26 protein-coding genes and 1 tRNA gene are annotated in these 22,044 nt (G+C 67.1%); 10 read left to right on the plus strand and 17 right to left on the minus strand.

The features are described 5' to 3' along the window. The first annotated feature begins 42 nt into the window (after positions 1-42). A complete protein-coding gene (gene gmk, locus ASG07_RS14700) occupies positions 43-678 on the plus strand; it encodes a guanylate kinase (protein ID WP_055848837.1) in 636 nt (211 codons plus the stop codon). Here gmk and ASG07_RS18095 read toward each other — a convergent pair. From ASG07_RS18095 to thpR, 6 genes are all read right to left on the minus strand, one after another. Then, positions 656-1,714: a cache domain-containing protein gene (locus tag ASG07_RS18095; RefSeq protein ID WP_330219024.1), complete on the minus strand. Its 1,059-nt coding sequence runs from the start codon at positions 1,712-1,714 to the stop codon at positions 656-658. The genes gmk and ASG07_RS18095 overlap by 23 nt on opposite strands. Before the next feature lie 114 nt (positions 1,715-1,828). Further along, complete coding sequence (locus ASG07_RS14710; RefSeq protein WP_055848841.1) at positions 1,829-2,512, minus strand: ATP12 family chaperone protein; 684 nt, start codon at positions 2,510-2,512, stop codon at positions 1,829-1,831. Then, the gene (locus ASG07_RS14715) at positions 2,509-2,724 is read right to left on the minus strand and encodes a hypothetical protein (RefSeq protein WP_055848441.1); all 216 of its coding nucleotides are present in this window, start codon (positions 2,722-2,724) and stop codon (positions 2,509-2,511) included. The genes ASG07_RS14710 and ASG07_RS14715 overlap by 4 nt, the downstream gene beginning before the upstream one ends. After that, the gene (locus tag ASG07_RS14720) at positions 2,721-3,377 is read right to left on the minus strand and encodes an HAD-IA family hydrolase (RefSeq protein WP_055848444.1); all 657 of its coding nucleotides are present in this window, start codon (positions 3,375-3,377) and stop codon (positions 2,721-2,723) included. Before ASG07_RS14720 ends, ASG07_RS14715 begins: the two co-directional genes overlap by 4 nt. A gap of 81 nt (positions 3,378-3,458) precedes the next feature. Further along, complete coding sequence (locus ASG07_RS14725; RefSeq protein ID WP_055848845.1) at positions 3,459-4,001, minus strand: superoxide dismutase family protein; 543 nt, start codon at positions 3,999-4,001, stop codon at positions 3,459-3,461. Positions 4,002-4,003: 2 nt separating this feature from the next. After that, a complete protein-coding gene (thpR, locus tag ASG07_RS14730) occupies positions 4,004-4,594 on the minus strand; it encodes an RNA 2',3'-cyclic phosphodiesterase (RefSeq protein WP_055848446.1) in 591 nt (196 codons plus the stop codon). Positions 4,595-4,751: 157 nt separating this feature from the next. Between thpR and ASG07_RS14735 the strand changes: the two genes are divergently transcribed. From ASG07_RS14735 to ASG07_RS14750, 4 genes are all read left to right on the plus strand, one after another. Further along, the gene (locus tag ASG07_RS14735; protein ID WP_055848452.1) at positions 4,752-5,492 is read left to right on the plus strand and encodes a Bax inhibitor-1/YccA family protein; all 741 of its coding nucleotides are present in this window, start codon (positions 4,752-4,754) and stop codon (positions 5,490-5,492) included. Between the two features lie 81 nt (positions 5,493-5,573). Further along, on the plus strand, positions 5,574-6,350 hold the full coding sequence (locus ASG07_RS14740) for a transglutaminase-like domain-containing protein (RefSeq protein WP_055848455.1): 777 nt from the start codon (positions 5,574-5,576) through the stop codon (positions 6,348-6,350). Positions 6,351-6,437: 87 nt separating this feature from the next. Then, positions 6,438-6,731, plus strand: a complete 294-nt coding sequence (locus ASG07_RS14745) for a hypothetical protein (protein WP_055848460.1) — start codon at positions 6,438-6,440, stop codon at positions 6,729-6,731. A 225-nt stretch (positions 6,732-6,956) separates the two neighbouring features. Further along, positions 6,957-7,499, plus strand: coding sequence for a hypothetical protein (locus tag ASG07_RS14750; RefSeq protein WP_443024611.1), 543 nt, complete (start codon positions 6,957-6,959; stop codon positions 7,497-7,499). Positions 7,500-7,527: 28 nt separating this feature from the next. On the opposite strand, the gene ASG07_RS14755 is transcribed toward ASG07_RS14750, so the two are convergent. The 3 genes from ASG07_RS14755 to ASG07_RS14765 form a co-directional block, all read right to left on the minus strand. Then, positions 7,528-8,259 (minus strand): extensin-like domain-containing protein, encoded by a 732-nt coding sequence (locus tag ASG07_RS14755; protein ID WP_055848463.1) that lies wholly within the window; start codon positions 8,257-8,259, stop codon positions 7,528-7,530. Beyond that, complete coding sequence (locus ASG07_RS14760) at positions 8,259-9,008, minus strand: NUDIX domain-containing protein (RefSeq protein ID WP_055848468.1); 750 nt, start codon at positions 9,006-9,008, stop codon at positions 8,259-8,261. Before ASG07_RS14760 ends, ASG07_RS14755 begins: the two co-directional genes overlap by 1 nt. 73 nt (positions 9,009-9,081) lie before the next feature. Further along, positions 9,082-9,157, minus strand: a tRNA-Ala gene (locus ASG07_RS14765). 237 nt (positions 9,158-9,394) lie between these two features. On the opposite strand from ASG07_RS14765, the gene ASG07_RS14770 reads away from it, so the two are divergent. The 3 genes from ASG07_RS14770 to ASG07_RS14780 all read left to right on the plus strand — a co-directional run bounded on the left by ASG07_RS14770 (position 9,395) and on the right by ASG07_RS14780 (position 12,162). Next, positions 9,395-10,729, plus strand: coding sequence for a DUF2171 domain-containing protein (locus tag ASG07_RS14770; RefSeq protein WP_055848851.1), 1,335 nt, complete (start codon positions 9,395-9,397; stop codon positions 10,727-10,729). 108 nt (positions 10,730-10,837) lie between these two features. Next, positions 10,838-11,824 carry an NADP-dependent oxidoreductase gene (locus ASG07_RS14775; protein ID WP_201781038.1) on the plus strand — a complete coding sequence of 329 codons (987 nt, stop codon included), beginning with the start codon at positions 10,838-10,840 and terminating at the stop codon, positions 11,822-11,824. 20 nt (positions 11,825-11,844) lie between these two features. After that, positions 11,845-12,162 carry a hypothetical protein gene (locus ASG07_RS14780; protein WP_055848474.1) on the plus strand — a complete coding sequence of 106 codons (318 nt, stop codon included), beginning with the start codon at positions 11,845-11,847 and terminating at the stop codon, positions 12,160-12,162. Between the two features lie 33 nt (positions 12,163-12,195). Here the strand turns inward: ASG07_RS14780 and ASG07_RS14785 are convergent, their stop codons facing one another. Beyond that, positions 12,196-12,576 carry a hypothetical protein gene (locus ASG07_RS14785; RefSeq protein ID WP_236694703.1) on the minus strand — a complete coding sequence of 127 codons (381 nt, stop codon included), beginning with the start codon at positions 12,574-12,576 and terminating at the stop codon, positions 12,196-12,198. 223 nt (positions 12,577-12,799) lie between these two features. Here ASG07_RS14785 and ASG07_RS14790 point away from each other — a divergent pair, with 223 nt between their 5' ends. After that, a complete protein-coding gene (locus ASG07_RS14790) occupies positions 12,800-13,792 on the plus strand; it encodes an SDR family oxidoreductase (protein WP_055848478.1) in 993 nt (330 codons plus the stop codon). An 18-nt stretch (positions 13,793-13,810) separates the two neighbouring features. Here the strand turns inward: ASG07_RS14790 and ASG07_RS14795 are convergent, their stop codons facing one another. After that, positions 13,811-14,008: a hypothetical protein gene (locus ASG07_RS14795; RefSeq protein ID WP_055848484.1), complete on the minus strand. Its 198-nt coding sequence runs from the start codon at positions 14,006-14,008 to the stop codon at positions 13,811-13,813. Between the two features lie 111 nt (positions 14,009-14,119). Between ASG07_RS14795 and ASG07_RS14800 the strand changes: the two genes are divergently transcribed. Then, positions 14,120-16,471 carry a PAS domain S-box protein gene (locus tag ASG07_RS14800; RefSeq protein WP_236694704.1) on the plus strand — a complete coding sequence of 784 codons (2,352 nt, stop codon included), beginning with the start codon at positions 14,120-14,122 and terminating at the stop codon, positions 16,469-16,471. A 38-nt stretch (positions 16,472-16,509) separates the two neighbouring features. On the opposite strand, the gene ASG07_RS14805 is transcribed toward ASG07_RS14800, so the two are convergent. From ASG07_RS14805 to cyoB, 6 genes are read right to left on the minus strand one after another with little or no spacing between them, the layout of a single operon-like run. After that, complete coding sequence (locus ASG07_RS14805; protein ID WP_055848485.1) at positions 16,510-17,046, minus strand: response regulator transcription factor; 537 nt, start codon at positions 17,044-17,046, stop codon at positions 16,510-16,512. Further along, entirely contained in the window at positions 17,043-18,356 is a 1,314-nt protein-coding gene (locus ASG07_RS14810; protein ID WP_055848861.1) for an ATP-binding protein, read from the minus strand. Before ASG07_RS14810 ends, ASG07_RS14805 begins: the two co-directional genes overlap by 4 nt. Next, entirely contained in the window at positions 18,356-19,063 is a 708-nt protein-coding gene (locus ASG07_RS14815; RefSeq protein WP_055848488.1) for an SURF1 family protein, read from the minus strand. The genes ASG07_RS14810 and ASG07_RS14815 overlap by 1 nt, the downstream gene beginning before the upstream one ends. Next, positions 19,060-19,419 (minus strand): cytochrome o ubiquinol oxidase subunit IV, encoded by a 360-nt coding sequence (cyoD, locus tag ASG07_RS14820; protein ID WP_055848491.1) that lies wholly within the window; start codon positions 19,417-19,419, stop codon positions 19,060-19,062. Before cyoD ends, ASG07_RS14815 begins: the two co-directional genes overlap by 4 nt. Then, the gene (gene cyoC, locus ASG07_RS14825) at positions 19,416-20,048 is read right to left on the minus strand and encodes a cytochrome o ubiquinol oxidase subunit III (protein ID WP_055848494.1); all 633 of its coding nucleotides are present in this window, start codon (positions 20,046-20,048) and stop codon (positions 19,416-19,418) included. Before cyoC ends, cyoD begins: the two co-directional genes overlap by 4 nt. Before the next feature lies 1 nt (position 20,049). Next, complete coding sequence (gene cyoB / locus ASG07_RS14830) at positions 20,050-22,044, minus strand: cytochrome o ubiquinol oxidase subunit I (RefSeq protein WP_055848497.1); 1,995 nt, start codon at positions 22,042-22,044, stop codon at positions 20,050-20,052.

Below are 22,044 nucleotides of genomic sequence, written 5' to 3' on the forward strand. Positions count from 1 at the left end.
ACGGCACTAGCGGGCATGGATCACGCCGCCAACCTCGGGCTGATGCCCGACCCGCATCACCTGAAGCGTCGTGGCGTGTTGTTCGTGCTGTCATCGCCATCGGGCGCGGGCAAGTCGACGATCGCCCGCAAGTTGCTGGCCGCGGAGCCGGAACTCGAGATGTCGGTATCGGTCACGACCCGCAAGCCGCGCGTCGGCGAGGTCGACGGCAAGGATTATCATTTCGTCGATCTGGAAGAGTTTCGCCGGATGGCGGCGGACGACGAATTTCTGGAATGGGCGCACGTCTTCGACAACCGCTACGGCACGCCGCGCGCGCAGGTCGAGGCGATGTTGACGGCGGGCAAGGACGTGCTGTTCGACATCGACTGGCAGGGCGCGCAGCAGCTGTTCCAGATCGCCGGCGGCGACGTGGTGCGCGTGTTCATCTTCCCGCCGTCGATGGCGGAACTGCGGCAGCGGCTGGAACGGCGCGCGACCGATGCCGCGCCGGTGATCGACGCCCGTATGGCCCGCGCGGCGAACGAGGTCAGCCATTGGGACGGGTATGACTATGTGCTGGTCAACGACGATGTCGAGGCGTGCTTCGCAGGCGTGAAGACGATCCTGGCGGCGGAGCGGCTGAAGCGGTCCCGTCAGACCGGGCTGATCGGCTTCATCCGAAAGCTGACGCGCTGAACCGTTCGCGGCTCGCCCGGCCGGCACGGTCCATGCGGGTCTGGCGGGGTTCGCCGCGCAACGCCGTGATGATCGCCTGTTGATCCGGAATGCGCTGTTCGATCACGCATTGTAGTCCCAGCCCGTCGAAGCCGTTGACCGGTCGAGCCGGAGCGATGACGGCCAGCCGTTCGCTCGATACGTTTGTCGGCCCGGTCGTCCCGGTCAGGCGCTGTCCGAAGCGGTAGGCGCCGGTGGTCGACATGACGGCCATGTCCCGATCGACGATCGAGACGGTGATGCCGCTGCTGGCGTGTCCGGCCGCCGCCATGACCTCTGCACTCTGCGCCTCGAAGTCGTATTCCAGATAGACGGCACCGCGGACGCGACCGGCGCGACGGACCGGCGCGACGAGGACGAGGATCTTGCGATTGCCGGCATAGGGATTTTCCCAGACCGCATCGGTGAACCAGTCCTGGTGCGGAGCCGCGGCCATCGCATGCTCATATTGCGCCATGCCGCGCAGGTTGACGGATCGCACGGCGGCATTGGCGTGCGCGCACACCACGACGTTGCCGGCATCGTCCACCACGAAAGCGTTTATGAAATAGGGCGAGAGGCGCAACAGGCCGTGGAGCCGTTCGGAGGCCGCCGCCTCGACCGCCGCATCGGTGCGGGCGTCGACCGCGCCAGCGACGATCGCCGGGTCCGTCGCCAGCATCCGGATATCGATCGAACGGTCGTAGATCGACCGCGTTACTCCCTGCATGATCGATTGCGCGAGTTCCGCCAGTCTGGCGCCCTCCACTTCGGCGACCAGTTCGTCGGCGATCGATCCACCCTGCGACAGTCGAACGAGGAAATCCTCGCGAAAGGCGGCGGCGGCGGCCGCGGCCTGCATCGCCAGCGATTTCACCTCCTGCGCCACGACGGAGAAACCGCGTCCGCTCTGCCCGGCCCGCGCCGCCTCGATCGTGGCGTTCAGCGCGAGCAGGTTGGTGCGCTCGGCGATCGCTTCGTTCCCGCTGGCATAGAGCGTCACCTCTTCCCGGAGCATCGCCAGAAGCGATCGGATGCGGCGCGGCATGACTCAGCAGCCGGGGAGAGAGTCTGAAATCATCGTTTACCGGTAAATCCCGGCTTGCTAAACAATGGTTAAGCCAAAACGGTTTTACTCCCGCAACGCCGACAGGAACCGGACGGCGGCATCATATTCCGCGCGCCGGGCCGCCGTGGCCGCAGTGGCCAGCGTGTCCTCTCCCCAGCGTTCCGTCTGCCAGTCCTCGTCGATCTGCGCCGCAGCCCAGATCGCGTCGGGCGTCATCGCCTCCTCTGCCAGCACGAGGGCGAGTATCAGCGATCCGGCGATCGTCACGACGGGCGACAGCGCCGCCAGCATCCAGGCATCGCGCGTCGCGATAGCGTCCGCCAGCCGGGCGACGGTTGCGGCGGGCTGCTCCACCGGCACGATGCCGGCGGTGACGGTGAAATGCACATCGTAGCGCATCGTCGCCCATTCGAGCGGCGGGTTCCACGCCGCCGCCTGTCGCGCGACCAGTTCCGGCGGGTCCTCCGCCCGGTAACAGAGCAGGTCGCTTTCGGCATAGCGAGCAAGACCGGCGGCGAAGGGGAGCGGATCGGGTGCGATCCGGTCGATCGCGGCATTGGCCAACCCGGTCAGCGGCATGCGGCGGGGATCGAGCGTGTCGCCCACGTCGCGCCACTCCGCCGCGACAGCCTCCGCCAGTGCATCGGTCGGCAGCAGCAACGGCACGCGGCCCGGCGTCCGCACCGGGCGGCCATCGAGCACGATGCCATGGTCGGCGACGGTCACATTCTTCCAGAACCGCTTCACCGGTCGCTCCGCCACTTGTGCGCGAGCCCGCGCGGGACGGTGGCGATCATCGCCATCGCCGACAGGACGATCGCGAAGCCGAGGATGCGGGGCGGCAGCGCATCGGACCGGCCCATCAGGATCAGGCCGAAGATCGCGCCCGCCACGCCGCAGATCTCGACGGCGCGGATGATGTAGTAGCGGCGGCGCGCCAGATGGTCGGGGTCGGTCATGCCAGCATCCCCGGCAGCTCGCTGGCGTGAGTGGCGACGACGTCCGCGCCCGCGGCGGCGAGATCCGCCACGCCGTGATAGCCCCAGGCGACGCCGATAGCCCGGCATCCCGCCGCGCGCGCCATCGCCATGTCGAAACTGGTGTCGCCGATCATCGCGCTATCCTGCGCCGGGACGCCGGCTTCGTCCATCGCGGCGATCAGCATCGACGGATCGGGCTTCGACGGGTGCCGGTCGGCGGTCTGGAGCGTGACGAAGCGGTCGGCGATGCCGTGCGAGGCGAGGACGCGCGCCAGTCCGCGGTCCGACTTGCCGGTCGCCACCCCGAGCCGCCAGCCCCGGTCGATCAGGGTCGCGAGGACATCGGCAATCCCCTCGAACAGGGGTTCGGGATCGAGGCGGTCGGTCTGGCGCAGATCGTCGAAGGCCGATTTATAGTCCTGCGCCAGCTTTCGGTGCGCAGGTTCGTCGGCGGTTGGCAGCAATACCTGCATCGCCTCGTACAGGCTCAGTCCGACGATCTGTCGCGTGGCGGCGAGGGGAGGCGGGACCAGGCCGGATGCACGGAACGCCGCATCCATCGCGCGTCCGATATTGGCCTGACTGTCGACAAGGGTTCCGTCGCAATCGAAAACGGCAAGGCGCTGTGTCATGCGCCGCGGATAGCGGGACGGGCGGGGGGCGTCATCCCATTACGCCCCCCGCCCGGCATCTTCCCAGATCGCCTGCCGGGACTAGCCGGCCTGGAACACGCCGCAGGCGATGCGGCCGCCGCTGTTGCCGGACGGGTCGGTCCGCAGATCGTCGGCGCTGGCGTGGACGACCATCGCGCTGCCGTCGGTGTCGAGCAGGCCCGCCACGGTCGCGCCCGGAATTGTGATCGCCAGCGTGCCGCGACCGTCGGTCCCGACGATCAGGTTGGGCAAGTCACCTTCGTGCGGGCCGGCCGGATTCATCGTGCCGTGCTGTTTCGACGTCGGGTTCCAGTGTCCGCCCGCCGTCGTGAAGTCCGGTGCGTCGCAGCGCCCGACCATGTGGATGTGTGCGCCGTGCGTGCCGGGCGGCAGCGCGCTGGCATCGAGCGAGACGCGCAGGCCGCCTTCGACCTCCGTCGCGGTCGCCCGGCCGGCATCGGCATTGGCGGCGGTCCGCAACATCGCGGTGGCGGTGGCGCCACCGGGGGTCATCGTTCCCGTCTCCGCCTTGTCGGTCGCACAACCGGACAGGCCGGCCAGCATCGCCGCACCCGCCGTCATCGTCACCAGCATCGTCCGCATCGTCATTCTCCCTTTCGGTTCTCGACAGGCCAACCAGCAGCCGCGTCGCCGGTTCCGAGCGGCCAGCGCGCGACGAGTTCGTAGCTGGCGCGATCGCGACCCAGATAGCTGCGATAAAGCCCCAGATGCGGCATCGCGAACGGCTCGCTCGTCAACCCGGCATGCCGCGCCAGCCACGCCGCGACGTCCGGCCCGCCGCTGGCGGAGCGGGGCAGCCGCGCGACGGTGACGTGCGGGCGATAGGCGCGGCGATCAGGGGACAGGCCGGCCATCACGCACGCCCGTTCGACCTTGGCATGCAGCGCAGCCAGAGGCGCGGCGGGGGCGATCCCGGCCCAGAGGGCATCCGGGCGATTGCCCCTGCCGAAGCTGCCGACGCCCGACAGCGCCACCTGCGGCACCGGTGCGGCGATGTGGCCGAGCGCGGCGGCGATGTCCTCCGCCTGCGGCCGTTCGACCTCCCCGACGAAGCGCAAGGTCACGTGGAGCTGCTCGTCGTCCTGCCAGCGCGCAGCCTGAACGCCGTCCATCAGATCGAACAATGCCTCCCGAATCACGAGAGGCGGGCGCAGGGCGACGAACAGGCGAATCATGGCAGGCCCTGTAGCGTGATGGACCGTTAGCGTCGCCACATGCGTTGTGGCGTAGACGATTGATTATGACATTTTCTTCATGCTTGAAGTCGGGCCGTTCAGGGCCGATATAATGCGGGTAACCGGCCCCTTGCCGGTGCGAAGGAGCGAATTTCACATGGCCAACTGGTCCGATCCCAGACCGACTGCGACCTCGTTCGGCGCAGGCGCGGCACGTCCGCGCGACGCGTCCTACGACGCGGGTCTTCGGTCGTATATGCTGTCGGTCTACAACTACATGACGTCCGGCGTCCTGCTGACGGGCATCGTCGCGCTGCTGTTCGCGATGAGCGGCTATGCGGAGGCGGTGTTCACGCAGCCCGGACCGATGAAATACGTCATCATGTTCGCGCCGCTCGCGATCGTGTTCGGCATGAGCTTCGGTCAGAACCGGATGAGCACGGGCACGCTTCAGGCGATGTTCTGGGGCTTTGCGGTCCTGATGGGCCTGTCGCTGTCGACGATCTTCCTGCAGTACAGCCCGGTTGCGATCGCACAGGCGTTCTTCGCGACCTCTGCGGGCTTCGCCGCGCTCAGCCTGTACGGCTACACGACGAAGAAGGACCTGTCGGCGCTCGGCACGTTCCTCATCATCGGTGTCGTCGGACTGATCGTTGCCAGCGTCATCAACATGTTCGTGCAGTCCGGTCCGCTGGGTCTGGTCATCAGCTTCGTCGGCGTTCTGCTGTTCGCGGGCCTGACGGCATATGACACGCAGCGCACCAAGAGCCTCTACTATCAGGTGCAGGGCACCGACATGGTGGGCAAGGTCGTGATCCTGTCGGCGCTGAGCCTGTATCTCGACTTCATCAACATGTTCCTGTTCATCCTGCGTCTGTTCGGTTCCGGCCGCGACTGATCGATCAATACATCGAATGACGGAGGCCCGGCGGTATGGATCGCCGGGCCTCTTTTTTGTGCGCGGGTTCAGGGGGATGAGATGCGGCTCGGGATTTCGGTGGAGCTGGATTACTGGTTCGACGCAGCGGCCGACGTGCTGTTGCAGGTCGAAGTCGCCAAAACGGCGGAGCAGGTGCTGCAAAAGGCGGACCTGACGGTCTGGTCCGATCATCCGATCGCCGCGGTGATCGGCGAGGATGGCATCGGCCAACGCTGCTGGGGACGAGGCGAGGGCCAGTTCCGCGCGCAGTACGAAGCGGAGGTCGATATCCAGCGGTCCGACATCGACCTGACCACGCTGGGCGCGACGCCGCCGCGCCTTTTGCCAGGTGCGCTGGTGCCGTATCTGCTGCCCAGCCGCTATTGCCAGTCGGACCGGCTGGAGGGGTTCGTCGAGAGCGAGTTCGCCGGGTTGGCGGGCGGGGCGCTGGCGCAGGCGCTGGTCGACTGGACTGCGGGCGCGTTGCGCTACCGGATCGGCGCGAGCGAGGGGACGACGACGGCGCTCGATACCTTCGCGTCGCGGATGGGCGTGTGTCGCGATTACGCGCACCTCGTCGTGGCGCTGGCGCGGGCGGCGGAAATTCCGGCACGATGCGTCGCGGCCTATGCGCCCGGCGTCGATCCGCCCGATTTCCATGCGGTGGCGGAACTGTGGCTGGACGGTGCGTGGCGGCTGGTCGATGCGACCGGAATGGGGTCGGCAGGCGAACTGGCGGTGGTGACCGCCGGGCGCGACGCAACGGATATCGCGTTCATGACGGTCTTCGGCCTGACGCGGTTGCAGCGGCAGTCGGTGCGGGTGAGGCGGCTATAGGAGGCTCGCCGACAATCCCGATCCGAGGACAGGAACGGCGACGGCGCATGATCGTTTTGCCCATAGAACGATCATAGGAGAGCCAGGATGGCCGACATCGATAACCGTGCGCTCGACAGCCTGTCCGTCGCCCCCGGCGACCCCGACGAAGACGGCGGCAGCCGGAAGCCGGGGCAGGACGCCGGCCGCGACAAGTCCATCGCAAAGCGGCTGGAGAAAAATCCCGAAAGCGTCGACGCGCGGCTGGACAATGCGCTGGATGAGTCGATGGATGGCAGCGACCCGGCATCCTCGACCCAGCCGGTACACCGCGGCAGCGAACCGGCGGTGTCGTCGGGATACGATGCCGACAAGGAGAAGCAATTGCGCGACGGCGGCTGATCCCGCGAAGCGCGGCGCACCGTTGGTTTGTTGCGCGAAAGCATCATGAATCCAGCATCGGGATGCGGCGGACCTCGGTTCGTCGCATCTCTTGTTGCGGCGCAGCGATTTTCGGCGATGTTCATGACGATCCGGAGACGGCTTCGTTAAGGGCGGTGTAACCACTCCTGGCGTAGACCAAGCCCGGTAGAAGCTCTGGGCGGGGTGACGACGATGGGTTCGAGGATGAAGCCGGCCGAAGGTGCGATGACGCTGGCCGAGATGAAGGAATTCGCGAGCTTTTCCAGCTCGACGCAGCGCTATATCCGCCGCTCGCTCGACATCGGTCTGGACCGCGACGACGCGATGGCCCGCTGGTCGCGCGACATCGTCGAGGCCGCGAGCATCCGCGCCCAGGCACGACTGTACCGCGCATTGCCGGCGATCCGCGAGATCGTTCCCGACGACAGCGGTCTGGATGCGATCGAGCCGTTCCTCGCGCCGCTGGTCACGATCGTCGCATTCGATCTGGGCCAGGGGCGGCTGCCGAGCTTTTCCGCGGTGCGCTTCCTGTACGAACGGCTGATCGGGGCGGAAGTCCGGCCATGGCTGCCGGCGGCGTTCTGCGCGGCGGCGGCGCTGCCGCATCTGCATCCCGAACTGCGGCGGACGCTGCTCCAGTCGATCAGCGAGGCGGCGGCGACCGCGGCGGGCTGGTCCAACCGCCAGCCGGCATTCTTCCCCTATTGGGTGGAGAAGGTCGAAGGCGCGCAGCCGATCGCCAACTGACGCCCCAGCGGCACGCGCGCCGGCCCCCTCAGCGGCACGCGCGCCATCCCATCGCGCCGCGGTTCGCCTGATCGAGGTGGAAATGGTCGTGATGGGCGGCGTTGTAGTCGGGTGACAGGGTCGTCGCGAACAGCTTGCACGCACCGTCGCGCACGCGCCGCAGGAAGCGCGCCTTGTCGTCATCCCCGGTCCAGTCGCGCGCGACGGTGATGCGCGTACCGTCCGCCAGCCGGAACCCGGCGATATCGACCGCGTCGGCGGTGGAATGCTCGCTCCACGTACCGGCATCGCGGCCGTAGATGCGGCGACAGCTATAGCTGCCGAAATGATCGATCGTCGCGACCCGCTGGCCGAACTCGGCTTCCGCCGCCGGCTGGACGACATTCCACTCCCACATCGCCAGACCCGCCGCGACGGGGCAGGCGACGCCGAGTGCGGCCGGACTATAGGCGATCTGGCGCGCGCCGCCGGCGGCGAAGCGGACACCGTCGCGATATCCGCACTGACCCTCGCCGGAACGCGGCGGCAGCGCGGTATAGCGGACGCCCGCGCGATCGAGCGCGGCGCGGCAGGCGGGGAAATCCTCTGCCAGGGCGGTGATCTTGCGGCCCGTGAATAGCCCAACCGGCTGACCGAGATCGAGCGGCGTCCACGGCAGATCCTGCGGCCGGCCGCGCAACGCCGCCCATGCGATGAACGCCAACGCGACGGCGATGCCGCCGAACACCAGCAGCCCGGCGGTGTGACGCAGCGCGCGCATCAGCCGCGCATCACGTTGCCGAGCGGTTCGGCCGTCGTCGGATAGCCCAGATCGTCGGGGATGCAGAGGTGATCGACCCCGTCGCGCCGCTCGACATGCGGGGAGATCAGCCGAACGGGATAGGCGCGCGCCTGTGCAACCGCCTCCGCATGATCGCCGAACAGGGCAAGGCGTTCGAGATTGCGGCGGGTGGGATAGATCAGGGTGACGCGGCCCGCGTCCGCCTCCGCCAGGATCGCGGCGGCGCCGGTCCAGAGCAGCCGCACGTTTTCGGTCTGGTCCGCCACCGGTGCAGGCGCATCGACGGGTAGCCGCGCGAGATAGAAGCGTGTGTCGAAGATGCGCGTCGTCGCGTGGCTTGGTCGCCAGCGGGCGAACGGGACCAGCGCGTCGAGGTCGAGCGTGGCATCGCCCAGCGCCGTCGCAAACGATACGCCGCGATGAAGATCGGCCCGCGTCGCGGCGATATCCGTCAGGCCGCATACGCCGATCGCCAGCCCGACCTCCTCGATCGTCTCGCGGATCGCGGCGATGCGCGCGGCGGTGTCGTCCGTGTCGTCGGCTTGCATCGTCCCGGCGAGCGCGACATCGCCCGGATCGACGCGGCCGCCGGGAAAGACCAGCGCTCCGGCCGCGAAAGCCATCGCCTTCGCCCGCTCGACCATCAGGAGCTCGGGCGGCGCGCCGGCGGAATCGCGCAGGATCACCAGCGTCGCGGCGGGTATGGCGGGACTCAGATCATCGAACATCGTGGGGGAAACGCGCGGGCGGCGGGATGATCCCGTCGTTCGGGACGATGCCGGGCCAGTGCTGCGGGCGGGGTGGTGGAGCTGAGGGGAATCGAACCCCTGACCTCTGCAGTGCGATTGCAGCGCTCTCCCATCTGAGCTACAGCCCCGCGCCCTCCGGCATAGCCGGCAGCAGCCCGGCAATAGCCGGGAGCGACGCCCTTAGCGAGCCGTCGAGAGCAATGCAACATGCCTTGCACCGGGCACCATGCCATCGGCGGGGCCGGGACGATCCCGCAGCGCGACCGGATGTGCTCCAGATCAGGAACATCGATCCCAACTGCCCGTTTTGCTTGTGGAAACCGAACACCGCGCGACGTGACGCGGCCGGCAACCACCGCAGGAGAATGGAGACCATCATGGGCTACGAACGCTATCCGCGAGGTGACGACCAATCCGATCCGCAGGCTTCGCGCCGCGATTTCGGCACGGGTCGGGAATATACCTACTCCAGTGCGCGCGACTATGCCGCGGCAGGCCGTCCGGGACGCGACGATGACGACGATCATTCGCGCGATTGGTACGGCGCCCGCGATTACGGACGCCAGAGCTATGGCAGGCAGGATTACGGGCGAGCCGACTCCGGCCGCTCCGACTCTGGCCGCTCCGATTATGGGCGCTCCGATCACGACCGGGCCGATTATGGCAGAAGCGGCTATGGGCAGAACCGGCAGTCTGGCAGCGGCAGTTTCGGTAGCGGATATGGCAGCGACCGGGACTATGGAAGCCGGGACCAGTCGCGGGGTAGCTATGGCGGATCGCAGGGCTTCTACGGACGCGGACGCGATAGCCACGGGGAGCGAGGCGGCTCGGGCGAATATCACGGCTCCTATGCCAGCGATGGCCGGCGGTTCGAGGATGTCGGCCGCTATCGCCACGCCGATGACGACAATTACCGCGGGCAGCAGCAGGGTCGCGAAGCGGATCGTGGCGGTTATGGTCGGCAGCCGCAGGGGTACGACTATGAGGATCGCGGGTTCCTCGCGCGGGCCGGCGATGAGGTGCGCTCGTGGTTCGGCGATGACGATGCGGAGCGCCGTCGCGAAATGGATTCGCGATACGACGAACGCTACGACCAGTCGCAGGGCAGCGGCGGCCAGTCGCAATATGGCAATCGGTCGCGGCATCATGACGACGATTATCACAGCTGGCGCACCGGGCAGATCGCCGCGCTCGATCGCGATTACGACGAGTATCGCCGCGAGAACCGGTCGAAGTTCGAGAACGAGTTCTCCAGCTGGCGGACGACGCGTCAGGGCCAGCGCGACCAGTTGAACAGGGTCAAGGAGCATCAGGAGGTCGTCGGATCGGACGGTGCCCATGTCGGTACGGTCGACAAGGTGCGGGGCGATCGTATCCTGCTGACCAAGACCGACGCGGACGCGGGCGGCCAGCACCATTCGATCCCGTCGAGCTGGGTGCAGTCGGTCGACGACAAGGTAACGCTGGCCAAGTCCGCCGACGATGCAAAGGCCGCCTGGCGTGACGAGGACCGTAATCAGGCGATGTTCGGCTATGGCGACAATGCCCGTCAGCAACAGGGCCAGCAGCAACAGGGCCGGCAGCAGGGCGCGTCGAGCGCGTCGAGCAGCGCCAGTTCGACCGTCGGTCAGTCGGACACGGATGGCAACGACTTCAAGTCGGATGGCAATCTGAACAAGAGCTTCTCGGGCACCTACTGATCCGGAAGCCGACAGGAAGGGTCCGGGCGGCGACGCCCGGACCCTTTTCGTTTGTGCGAGCGCCACGCGTTCGCCAGACCGTATCCAACGATTTCAAGGAGAGAGATGATGCCCCGCGCCTGGACCCTGGCGTCGCGCCCGAACGGCACGCCGACGCATGACGACTTCGCCCTGACGAATATTGACAGCGCGCCGCTGAACGAGGGAGAGGTCCGCGTGGCCAATCGCTGGCTGTCGGTCGATCCGTATATGCGCGGCCGGATGAACGACGTGAAAAGCTATGTCCCGCCCTTCGCGATCGGCGCGCCGATGGACGGCGGCGCGATCGGCGAGATCGTGGAGAGCCGCACCGACGCGCTGAAGGTCGGCGACATGGTACTTCACATGCAGGGCTGGCGCGACGAGGCGACCGGGCCGGCGAGCGGCTTCACGAAGCTGCCGGCGCTGGACGCGCCGCCGCAGGCGTTTCTGGGGCGGCTCGGGATGCCCGGCATGACCGCCTGGTTCGGGCTGCTCGCCGTGGCGGAGGCGAAGGCGGGCGACACGGTGTTCGTGTCCGCGGCGGCGGGCGCGGTCGGTTCGACGGTGGTGCAGATCGCCAAGGCCAAGGGAATGACGGTGATCGGCTCGGCCGGCGGCGCGCAAAAGGGCGAATGGGTCCGATCGCTGGGGGCGGATGCAGTGATCGACTACAAGGCGGAATCGGTCGTCCACGCGCTGGGCGAGGCCGCGCCCAGGGGGATCGACGTGTATTTCGACAATGTCGGTGGCGATCACCTCGACGCGGCGTTGGCGCATGCCCGGCCGCGTGCCCGCTTCGCGATCTGTGGGATGATCGACGTCTATAACGACGCCAAGCCGACGCAGCTGAAGTATCTGGCGCGGCTGATCGGCAATCGCGTGCGGATGCAGGGGTTCATCGTCAGCGATTACATGGACCGCGCCGGCGAGTTCTATGCGGACATGGGTGCGCTGGTCGCGGACGGGAAACTGCGCGGCGAGGAGACGGTGTTCGACGGTCTGGACGGGATGCCCGACGCGTTCCTGGGCCTGTTCACCGGCGGCAATACGGGCAAGATGCTGGTCCGGGTGTAACGGCGGACGGGGCGCGCGCCATGGCATCGCCACCGGTCACGCCGGACGGCCGCTATATCGTCGTGCGCGGGCGGCTATGGCGGAGAGCGAACCCATCGCTGCCGGACGGCGAACGGCAGGCGCTGGTCGATCGGTTGATGACCGCGCGGCGGGCGGTGAAGGCCGCACTGTCCACCGACGATCAGGCCGGGCTGGCGGCGGCACGGGCGGCGGTGGATGCGGCGAAGGTCGCGCTGGGCGAGCGGGGGCCGGTGTGGTGGGTCGGCGACGATCTCAACCGGCACATGGCCGCGAATACGGACTATGCCGACTGGTATGCAGGGCTGGAGGAAGCATAGGGGCGGACGACCGGATCGTCCGCCCCATGCCCGTCAGCCCTTCTTGCGCGCGCGCTTGGGGGCGGCGGCGGCTTCGGTGTCCTCGTCCTCGTCGGGCTGGTCCTCACCCGCTTCGGTCAATGCCTCGCCGAGCGCCTTCAGCTTTTCCTGCGAAGAGCCGGCCTTGTCGGCGATCTTCGTCGTCGCGGTGCCGAGACGGTGGAGCAGCGCATGGACGCGGTCGGCGTCGGGCGTGTCCTTTTCCAGCTGCTTGCGGAGCGATCCCAGGTCGCGGAGAATGCCCTTGGCGCCGGAGACGTCGAGATCGGCGAGAGCGGCCTCCCAATCCTCGACCATGTGCGCGCCCTTGTCGGGCTTCGTCGCGTCCAGCCCGCGGTTGATTGCGTTCATCGTTCCGGCGAATTTGACAGCCATGCGGCGTATCCTCTTTCATGCGGGAGAAATCCCGGGCCGCCAACGAGACAGACGAATGTTCGGTCCGCGGATTCAGCCGGTCGAACAACATAGATTATCGGTACGCGACGTCGGTCGGCCGGTTACCCGGGCGGGCGCCTGATAATCAGCTAAATTACTCAGAACGCATGAACTTTTTCGCGTGGTCGACGCTGGTACGGGATCATCCGCGGAGAGCGTTGCCATGACCGATCCAGCCAATCGCCGGGACCTGCTGAAGGGCGCAGCCATCGCCGGCGCGGCGGCGGCCGCCGCTCCCGTGTTCGCGCAGGCGGGGGAGCGGCCGGGATCGCCGCCGGGCCTGGCCGATCCGCAGACCCGATATACCAACCAGCCCTATCCGGAGCAGCGCCAGACATGGCCCGCGCTCCAGCGGAACATGACGCCCGTACCCGATTGCGGCGAGCGCAGCTATCGCGGGTCGGGCAAGTTGCAGGGCCGCAAGGCTTTGGTGACCGGGGGTGATTCGGGCATCGGTCGTGCTGCCGTGATCGCCTTCGCCCGCGAGGGGGCGGATGTCGCGATCAACTATTTTCCGACCGAGGAGCCGGACGCGCAGGACGTCGCCAGACTGCTCCGCGCGGAGGGGCGCACGATCACGCTGATCCCCGGCGACCTGACCGACCAGCGTTTCTGCGTCGATCTCGTCGGCAAGGCGCACCGCAAGCTCGGCGGCCTCGATATCCTCGTGAACAATGCCGCCTATCAACAGTCGAAGGACTCGATCGCGGAGGTCAGCTTCGAACAGTTCGACCGGACGATGAAGACCAACCTGTACGCCATGTTCTGGATCACCAAAACCGCGATCCCGCTGATGAAGCCGGGATCGGCGATCATCAACACGGCTTCGGTCAACTCCTTCGTACCGGAAAAGGAACTGCTCGATTACGCCACGACCAAGGGCGGGATCGCGATCTTCACGAAGGCGCTGGCGAAGCAGGTCGCCGGACAGGGCATCCGCGTCAACGCCGTCGCGCCCGGACCGATCTGGACGCCGCTGCAGGTCGCGGGCGGTCAATTGCCGGGAAAGATGCACGAATTTGGGCAGGACACGCCACTGGGCCGCTCGGGTCAGCCCGTCGAACTCGCGCCGCTCTATGTGACGCTGGCGTCGGGGGAATTGAGCTACACCGATGGCAGCGTGTTCGGCGCGAACGGCGGCACCGGTACGATCTAGGCGACGGGCATCACCCGATCATCCGCGATCGCTGCGTGGCCGCAGCAGCACGCCATCGGTGTGCGGCGTCGCCTCGATCGCGTCGAGCTTTCCGATCAGGTCGGCAAAGGCATCGTCCTGTTGCACCGGGAACAGCCGGTGGAACCCGGTCCCCAGTATCTCGAGGTCGCGTGCCGTGAAGAAGCCGACGGCGACAATGGGTTCTCGTCCAGACATTTGCTCCTAAAGCGCGGCTGGGGCATTTGGTGCCATCCGTTGCGCACATGGATCGATCATGGCGCGCGGCAGGGCGGGCCGCGGCAGACGGCGGCGGGAAAGAGGACAGTGGTGCCGACGACCGAAGACGAGGCCTTTCTGGCAGGGGACGGGGAACTGGCGGCAAGGATCGCCGCGTTCGACTGGGCGACGACGCCCGTCGGGGCGATCCGCGACTGGCCGGTGGCGATGAAGGCGATGATCGCCTTCGTCCTGCGCTCTCCCGTCCCGATCGTGACGCTGTGGGGCGAGCATGGCGTGATGATCTATAACGACGCGTATCGCGGCTTTGCCGGTGCGCGGCATCCGGGGCTGCTCGGCACCAACGTGCTGGAGGGATGGCACGAGGTCGCCGACTTCAACGCCCATGTCATGCAGGCGGTATTCCGGGAGGGCGGGACGCTGTCGTACAAGGATCAGGAACTGACGCTGATCCGCGACGGATCGCCGCGGCGGTTGTGGACCGATCTGGAATATTCGCCCGCGTTGGACGAGGCGGGCCGGCCGATCGGTGTGGTCGCGGTGGTGATCGAGACGACGGAGAAGGTGCTGGCGCGCCGTCATCTCGAGGATGACCGCAACCGGTTATGGTCGCTGTCGCGCGACATGCTGCTGGTCTGCACGTTCGAGGGGCGGATCACCGCCGTCAACCCGACCGCGACGCGGCTACTGGGATGGACGGAAGACGAGATGGTCGGGCGGGCGCTCGGCGATTTCGTCCATCCCGACGATATCGACAGCACGGCGGGCGAGGTCGCGAAGCTGAGCGACGGCATCACCACGCTGGCGTTCGAGAACCGGTACCGGGCCAAGGACGGGGATTACCGTCTGTTCGCGTGGACCGCGGTGCCCGATGCGAACCGCATCCATGCGGTCGGACGCGACATCACCGACGAACGAAGGCTGGCGCGCGACCGGGAGCGGATCTGGAACCTGTCGCCGGTGCTGAAGGTGGTGGCGGACGCCGAGGGGCGCGTGATGGACGTCAATCCGTCCTGGACGCAGGCGCTGGGCTGGACGCGGAGCGAGACGCTGGGCCGGCGGACGACCGACTTCATGGTCGATGACGAGAGCCGATGGGCCGAACGCGTCGCGACGCTGCGCGGCGGCACGCCGCTCCTCGAATATCAGACGACGCTGCGCTGCAAGGACGGCGAGCAGCGGCTGGTGAAATGGTCGACCGTGCCGGAGAACGGCACCTTCTATGGCTTCGGTCGCGACGTGACCGCGGAGGTCGAGGCGGAGGCGGCGCTGGCGGAGGCGGAGGCGGCGCTTCGCCAGTCGCAGAAGATGGAGGCGGTGGGGCAGCTGACCGGTGGTATCGCCCATGATTTCAATAATTTGCTTCAGGGCATCACCGGCAGTCTGGAGATCGTGCAGCGCCGCGTCGCGCAGGGCCGCGTCGGCGAGCTCGACCGGTTCATCACCGGCGCGTCGACCGCGGCGCAGCGGGCGGCGGCGCTGACCCACCGCCTGCTCGCCTTTTCCCGCCGCCAGCCGCTCGATCCCAAGGCGGTGCGCGCCAATACGCTGATCGCGTCGATGGAGGACATGCTGCGCCGGACGATCGGCGAGCGGATCGATATGGAACTGGTGCTGGCCGGTGGCCTGTGGGTGACGCTTTGCGATCCCAACCAGCTGGAAAGCGCGATCCTGAACCTCGTCATCAATGCGCGCGACGCGATGCCGGACGGCGGCAAGCTGACGATCGAGACGTGCAACGCGCATCTCGACAGCGCCTATGCCGCGCGCGAGCGGGGGGTGAAGCCGGGTCAATATGTCTGCATCTGCGTCACCGACAGCGGGTCGGGCATGGATGCGGGCACGATCGCAAAGGCGTTCGAGCCGTTCTTCACGACCAAGCCGATCGGGCAGGGAACGGGGTTGGGCCTGTCGATGATCTACGGCTTCGCGCAGCAGTCGGAGGGTTACGCCAAGATCTATTCGGAGGTCGGACAGGGGACGACGTTCAAATTCTACCTGCCGCGCCACCGCGGGGCGGCCGACGAGGACGAGCCGCTGCCGCAACTGACCGAAGCGCACATCGCCGAGGATGGCGAGGTGGTGCTGGTCGTCGAGGACGAGGCGGTGGTGCGCGGCCTGATCGTCGAGGAGCTGAAGGAACTCGGCTATCGCGCGATCGAGGCGATCGATGGGCCGAAAGGGCTGGAGGTGCTGCAATCGCGGCGGCGGATCGACCTGCTGATTACCGATATCGGCCTGCCGGGATTGAACGGCCGGCAACTTGCGGATGCCGCGCGCGAATTGCGGCCGTCGCTGAAGGTGCTGTTCATGACCGGCTATGCGGAAAACGCGGCGATGGCGTCCGGGTTTCTGGAGCCGGGGATGGAGATGATTACCAAGCCCTTCGCGATGGAGGCGCTGGCGACGCGGATACGACAGATGCTGGGCGAGGGGGCGTAGGCTCCCTTCCGCTCCTCCCCATCCAGGGGAGGGAAAGATCACTTCACCGGTCGCTTCTCCAGTTTGCGCGCCAGCGTCCGGCGGTGCATGCCCAGCCGCCGGGCGGTTTCGGAGATGTTGAAGCCCGTTTCCGCCAGCGTCTCGTTGATATGCTCCCATTCCAGCGTCTTGATCGACGTCGCGCGTTCGCCGATCGCGACGTCGGTGTCGCCCGCCGCGCGGCTGAACGCGGCCTCCACATCGTCGGTGTTCGACGGCTTGGCGAGGTAATGGCAGGCGCCGAGCTTGATCGCCTCGACCGCGGTGGCGATGCTGGCGAAACCGGTCAGGACGACGATCAGCATCTTCGGGTCGTGCGCGTGCAGCCGCTCGACGCAGGTCAGGCCGGACGCCGTGCCCAGCTTCAGGTCGACCACGGCGTAACCGGGCGCGGCGTCGGCCAGCAGCGCGTCGAGTTCCTCCGGACTGCGCGCCACCCACACCAGATAGCCGCGCCGCTCGAACGAGCGTTGCAGCGTGCGGGCAAAGGTCGCGTCGTCCTCCACGATCATCAGGCGACGAACATCGTCGGTCATCGTCCCTCCGGCTTGGTCACTAGCGGCAGGATCAGCGACACCTGCGCGCCGCCGTCGCGTCGGTTGCCGGCCTCCAGTCGGCCGCCGGATCGGCGTGCGACGTTGCTGGCGAGGAACAGGCCCAGCCCGTGACCCGCGCCCTTGCTGGAACGGTACGCCTTGCCGATGCCGGCGAGCTGCGTCTCCGTGAAGCCGGGGCCGCGATCGGATACGGCGATCGTCAGGCCATCGGTGCCGATCGCGGCCGACAGTTCGATGCCGCCGGGCGCGGCCTCCGCCGCATTGTCGAGCAGGTTCCAGATCGCCTGCCGGAGCGATGCGTCGGCGACGAGTTGCGCGCCGTCCAGCTCGTCGCGCCGATAGGATAGCGGGACGCCGGCATGCGTCGGCTGCCACGCGGCGGCGACATCGTCGAGGAATGCGCGGGCGGGAATGCTCGCCATCGCTTCGCCACGGGGTTCGCCGGCGGAATGGAGGATGTCGCTGACGATCGCCTTGCAGCGTTCGACCTCCGCCTGCATCTCCTCCAGCTCGCTGGACAGTTCCGGGTCGCCGGCCAGCTTCGGCATTCGGCGCCAGTCGCTCAGGATCACCGACAGGGACGCGAGCGGCGTGCCGAGTTCGTGCGCCGCGCCGCTCGCGAACAGGCCCATGCGGACTATGCCGTCCTCCTCCGCCGCATATTGGCGCAAATCGGCGAGATAGTCGTCGCGGGCGCGCAGATTGCGGCTGATGCGGGTGATGAACAGCACCAGCAGTGTCGCGATCATCGCGAACGCCAGCCACGCGCCGAGCGTGTAGAGGTCGCCCTCCTCCGGCAATAGCCCGACGGGATAGACCAGCGGTACGCTGCGCATCGTCAGCCCGGCGTAGCAAAGGCTGGTCGCGGCGACGAGGACCCAGACCGACCACGTCTCCAGCAGGATCGCGCCGAGCACGACCTGAAGCAGATAGAGCGAGATGAACGGATTGGTCGCGCCGCCGCTCCAGTAGAGCTGCACGGTCAGGACACCCATGTCGAACAGCAGGGCCAGCATGATCTGGCCATTGGTGATGCGGGTGCGCGCGAGCAGGCCGATGATCGCGAGATTGACGACCGCCAGCAGCGCCACCGCGCCCAGCATCGGTGCGAGCGGCAGAGGCACGCGCAGGACGACGCCGACGAACAGGATCGTCACGAGCTGCCCCGCCCCGGCGATCCAGCGCAACTGCACGAGCTGGCGCATATTCTCCGCCGCCGTCGTTTCCGGCGACAGTCCCTCCCGCGTCGCGAGGCGGGGACGGGTCAGCGCGAGCAGGGGCCTGTCCATCACCGCGCGTCCTCCTTTCGCCACGCGAGGACCGCACCCGCGATCGATAGGGCCGCCAGCGCGAACCATGTCAGCGCATAGACCAGGTGATTGTTGCGGAAGGCGATGACGGTGAGTCCGCCGATCGGATAGCCGCCGGAATTGGGGGTGGCGTCGGCGTCGAGGAAGAAGGGTGGGGCGTCGAGGAAGAAGGGCGGGGTGTCGCGCAATCCGCGCGCGCGGGCGATCGCCGCGACGTCGCGCGAGTACCAGCGGCCGGCCGCGGGATCATTGCTGCGCAGGAACGCGCCGCCGGGTTCGGTGGTGCGTAGCAGGCCGGTGATCGTCACCGGGCCGCGTGGCTGGCCTGCCGGGCGATTCGCCGGATCGCGCCGGTCGTTCGGAATGAAGCCGCGATTGACGAGCAATGTCGTGGTGCCGGTTTCGAGCGGCGTCATCACCCACCAGCCGGGGCCATAGTCCGTCACCGCCTGCACGAGGGTTTCGCGATCGTTGAGGAGCGTGCCGGTGACCCGCACCCGGCGATAGCTCTGATCCTCCTTCCACGCAGCACGCGGAGGCAGTGGGGCGGGGGTAGCGGTGGAGCGCGCCGTCACCCGTGCGATCAGGTCCAGCTTCCACGTCCGCCGCTCGACCTGCCACACCCCCAGCGCCGCGAAGGCGAGCGCAAGGAGTACGCAGAGGCCGAGCAGCAGGCGGCGCTTCATGGCATTTCGGTCATGCCGCCGCCGGTCATCGGCATCATGTTGCCGTTCAGATGGTACATGATCCACATCGACCCGCTGATGACGATCGCCACGATGACGATCGTGAAGATCAGCGCGATCAGCGTCCAGCCCCCTTCGGAGCGGGAGTTGACGTGCAGGAAGCAGGTCGTGTGGACGACGATCTGGACGAAGGCGAGCGCGATGATCGCCAGCGCGGTCGCCTGAACGTCGACCAGCACGCCGGTCATCACCAGCCAGAACGGAACCGCGGTCAGCGCCGCCGACAGCGCGAAGCCGATCAGATAGCCGCGCCGCGACGCGTGGCTTTCGGTCCCGGCATGATGGTCGTGGCTCATCGCAGCACTCCGAGCAGGTAGACGAAGGTGAAGACGCCGATCCAGACGACGTCGAGCAGATGCCAGAACATCCCCAGGCACATCAGCCGGCGGCGATTGTCGGGGTTCAGTCCGTGCAGGCTCATCTGCACCAGCATGACGCCGATCCAGATCAGGCCGCACAGGACGTGCAGCCCGTGCGTGCCGACCAGCGCGAAGAAGCCCGACAGGAACGCGCTGCGCTGCGGTGTCGCGCCCTCCGCGATCAGGTTCGCGAACTCGTACAGCTCGATGCTGACGAACGCCGCCCCGAACAGCGCGGTGATGCCCAGCCACAGGCGCGTCGCGCCCGGTCGTTCCTCGTCCGCCGCGATCGCCGCCATCCCGAAGGTGATCGACGACAGCAGCAGCATCGCGGTGTTGACCGCCACCAGCTGCAATTCGAAGATCTGACGTGGCGCCGGGCCGCCGGCATAGCTGGTGCTGAGCACGCCGTACGTCGCGAACAGCGTCGCGAAGATCAGCGCGTCGCTCATCAGGTAGATCCAGAAGCCGAGCGACGTGCTCGCTCCCGGACCGTGATGCTCCTCCTCGTCGATGACGTAGAAGCCGGGGGCTGCGCCCTCCGCGGTCATGCTGTGCGTGGACATATCAGGCTCCCGCCACCGCGAGGCTGGCTCGCTCGGCCTCCGCGACCTCGTCGGCCGGGATGTAGTAGTCGCGGTTGTAGTTGAAGGTGTGGCCGATCGTCACCGCGATCAGCGCGACGAAGCTGACGATCGCCAGCCACCACATGTACCAGACCATCGCGAAGCCCAGCGCCATCGCCAGCGCCGACAGGATCACGCCCGTGCCGGTGTTGCGCGGCATGTGGATAGGGCGATAGCCGCGCGCCGGCCGCTCGTGACCGCGTGCCTTCATGTCGTACCACGCGTCCAGATCGTGGATGACGGGCGTGAACGCGAAGTTGTAGGCTGGCGGCGGCGAACTGGTCGACCATTCCAGCGTGCGGCCATCCCACGGATCGCCGGTGGTGTCGCGCAGCGCCTCCCGGTTCCTGATGCTGACCGCGATCTGGATCAGGAACGCCAGGATACCGATGGCGATGATCCCCACGCCGATTGCCGCGACGATGAAGAAGGGTTGCAGCGTCGGGTCCTCGAAATGGCGGACGCGGCGCGTCGTGCCCATCAGACCGACGATGTAGATCGGCGTCCACGCGACCCAGTAACCGATCACCCAGCCCCAGAAGCTGACCTTCCCCCAGAACGGGTCGAGACGGAAGCCGAACGCCTTCGGGAACCAGTAGTACATGCCCGCGAACAGCCCGAACACGACGCCGCCGATGATGACGTTGTGGAAGTGCGCGACGAGGAACAGCGAGTTGTGCAGCACGAAGTCTGCGGGTGGCACTGCCAGCAGCACGCCGGTCATGCCGCCGACCGTGAAGGTCAGCAGGAACGCGACGGTCCACATCATCGGCAGCTCGAACCGGATCTGGCCGCGGTACATCGTGAACAGCCAGTTGAAGATCTTCGCGCCCGTCGGGATCGAGATGACCATCGTCGCGATGCCGAAGAAGCTGTTGACGCTGGCCCCCGACCCCATCGTGAAGAAATGGTGGAGCCAGACGAGGAACGACAGGATCGTGATGACGACGGTGGCGTAGACCATCGACGAATAGCCGAACAGCCGCTTGCCCGAGAAGGTCGACGTGATCTCCGAGAAGATGCCGAAGACCGGCAGGACCAGCACATAGACCTCCGGATGACCCCAGATCCAGACGAGGTTCCAGTACATCATCGGGTTGCCGCCGAGATCGTTGGTGAAGAAGTTGGTGCCGACATACCGGTCCAGCATCAACAGCGCGAACGCCGCGGTCAGGATCGGGAAGATCGTCACCGCCAGCACGTTGCTGCACAGCGCGGTCCAGCAGAACACCGGCATCTTCATCATCGTCATGCCGGGCGCACGCATCTTGATGATCGTGGTGACCATGTTGATCGCCGACAGCGTGGTGCCGACGCCTGCGATCTGGAGCGCCCAGAGATAGTAGTCCGGCCCGGTGTCCGGGCTGTTCTGAAGGTTCGACACGGGGACGTAGTTGAGCCAGCCGGCACGGCTGAACTCGCCGACGAACAGCGACACCATCACCAGCAGTGCGCCCGCCACCGTCAGCCAGAAGCTGAGATTGTTGAGGAACGGGAACGCCACGTCGCGCGCGCCGATCTGGAGCGGCATGACGTAGTTGATGAGGCCGACGACCAGCGGAATCGCGACGAAGAAGATCATGATCGTCCCGTGCGCGGTGAAGACCTGATCGTAATGGTGCGCGTTCAGATATCCGTCGCTGCCGCCGAACGCGATCGCCTGTTGCAGGCGCATCATCACCGCGTCCGCGAATCCGCGCAGTAGCATGATGATGCCGAGGATCATGTACATGATCCCGATCTTCTTGTGGTCGACGGACGTGAACCATTCGCGCCACAGCCAGCCCCAGAGCCGGTATTTCGTGACGGCGAACAGCATCGCGCTGCCCATCACGACCACACCGGCGAAGGTGACGAGCAGGATCGGCTCGTGGATCGGAAAGGATTCGGGGCTCAGACGTCCGAAGATCGTCTTGAGGATGGCGGGATCGATCAT

It is taken from the genome of Sphingomonas sp. Leaf343, from assembly GCF_001423765.1.
Classification (GTDB): Bacteria; Pseudomonadota; Alphaproteobacteria; order Sphingomonadales; family Sphingomonadaceae; genus Sphingomonas.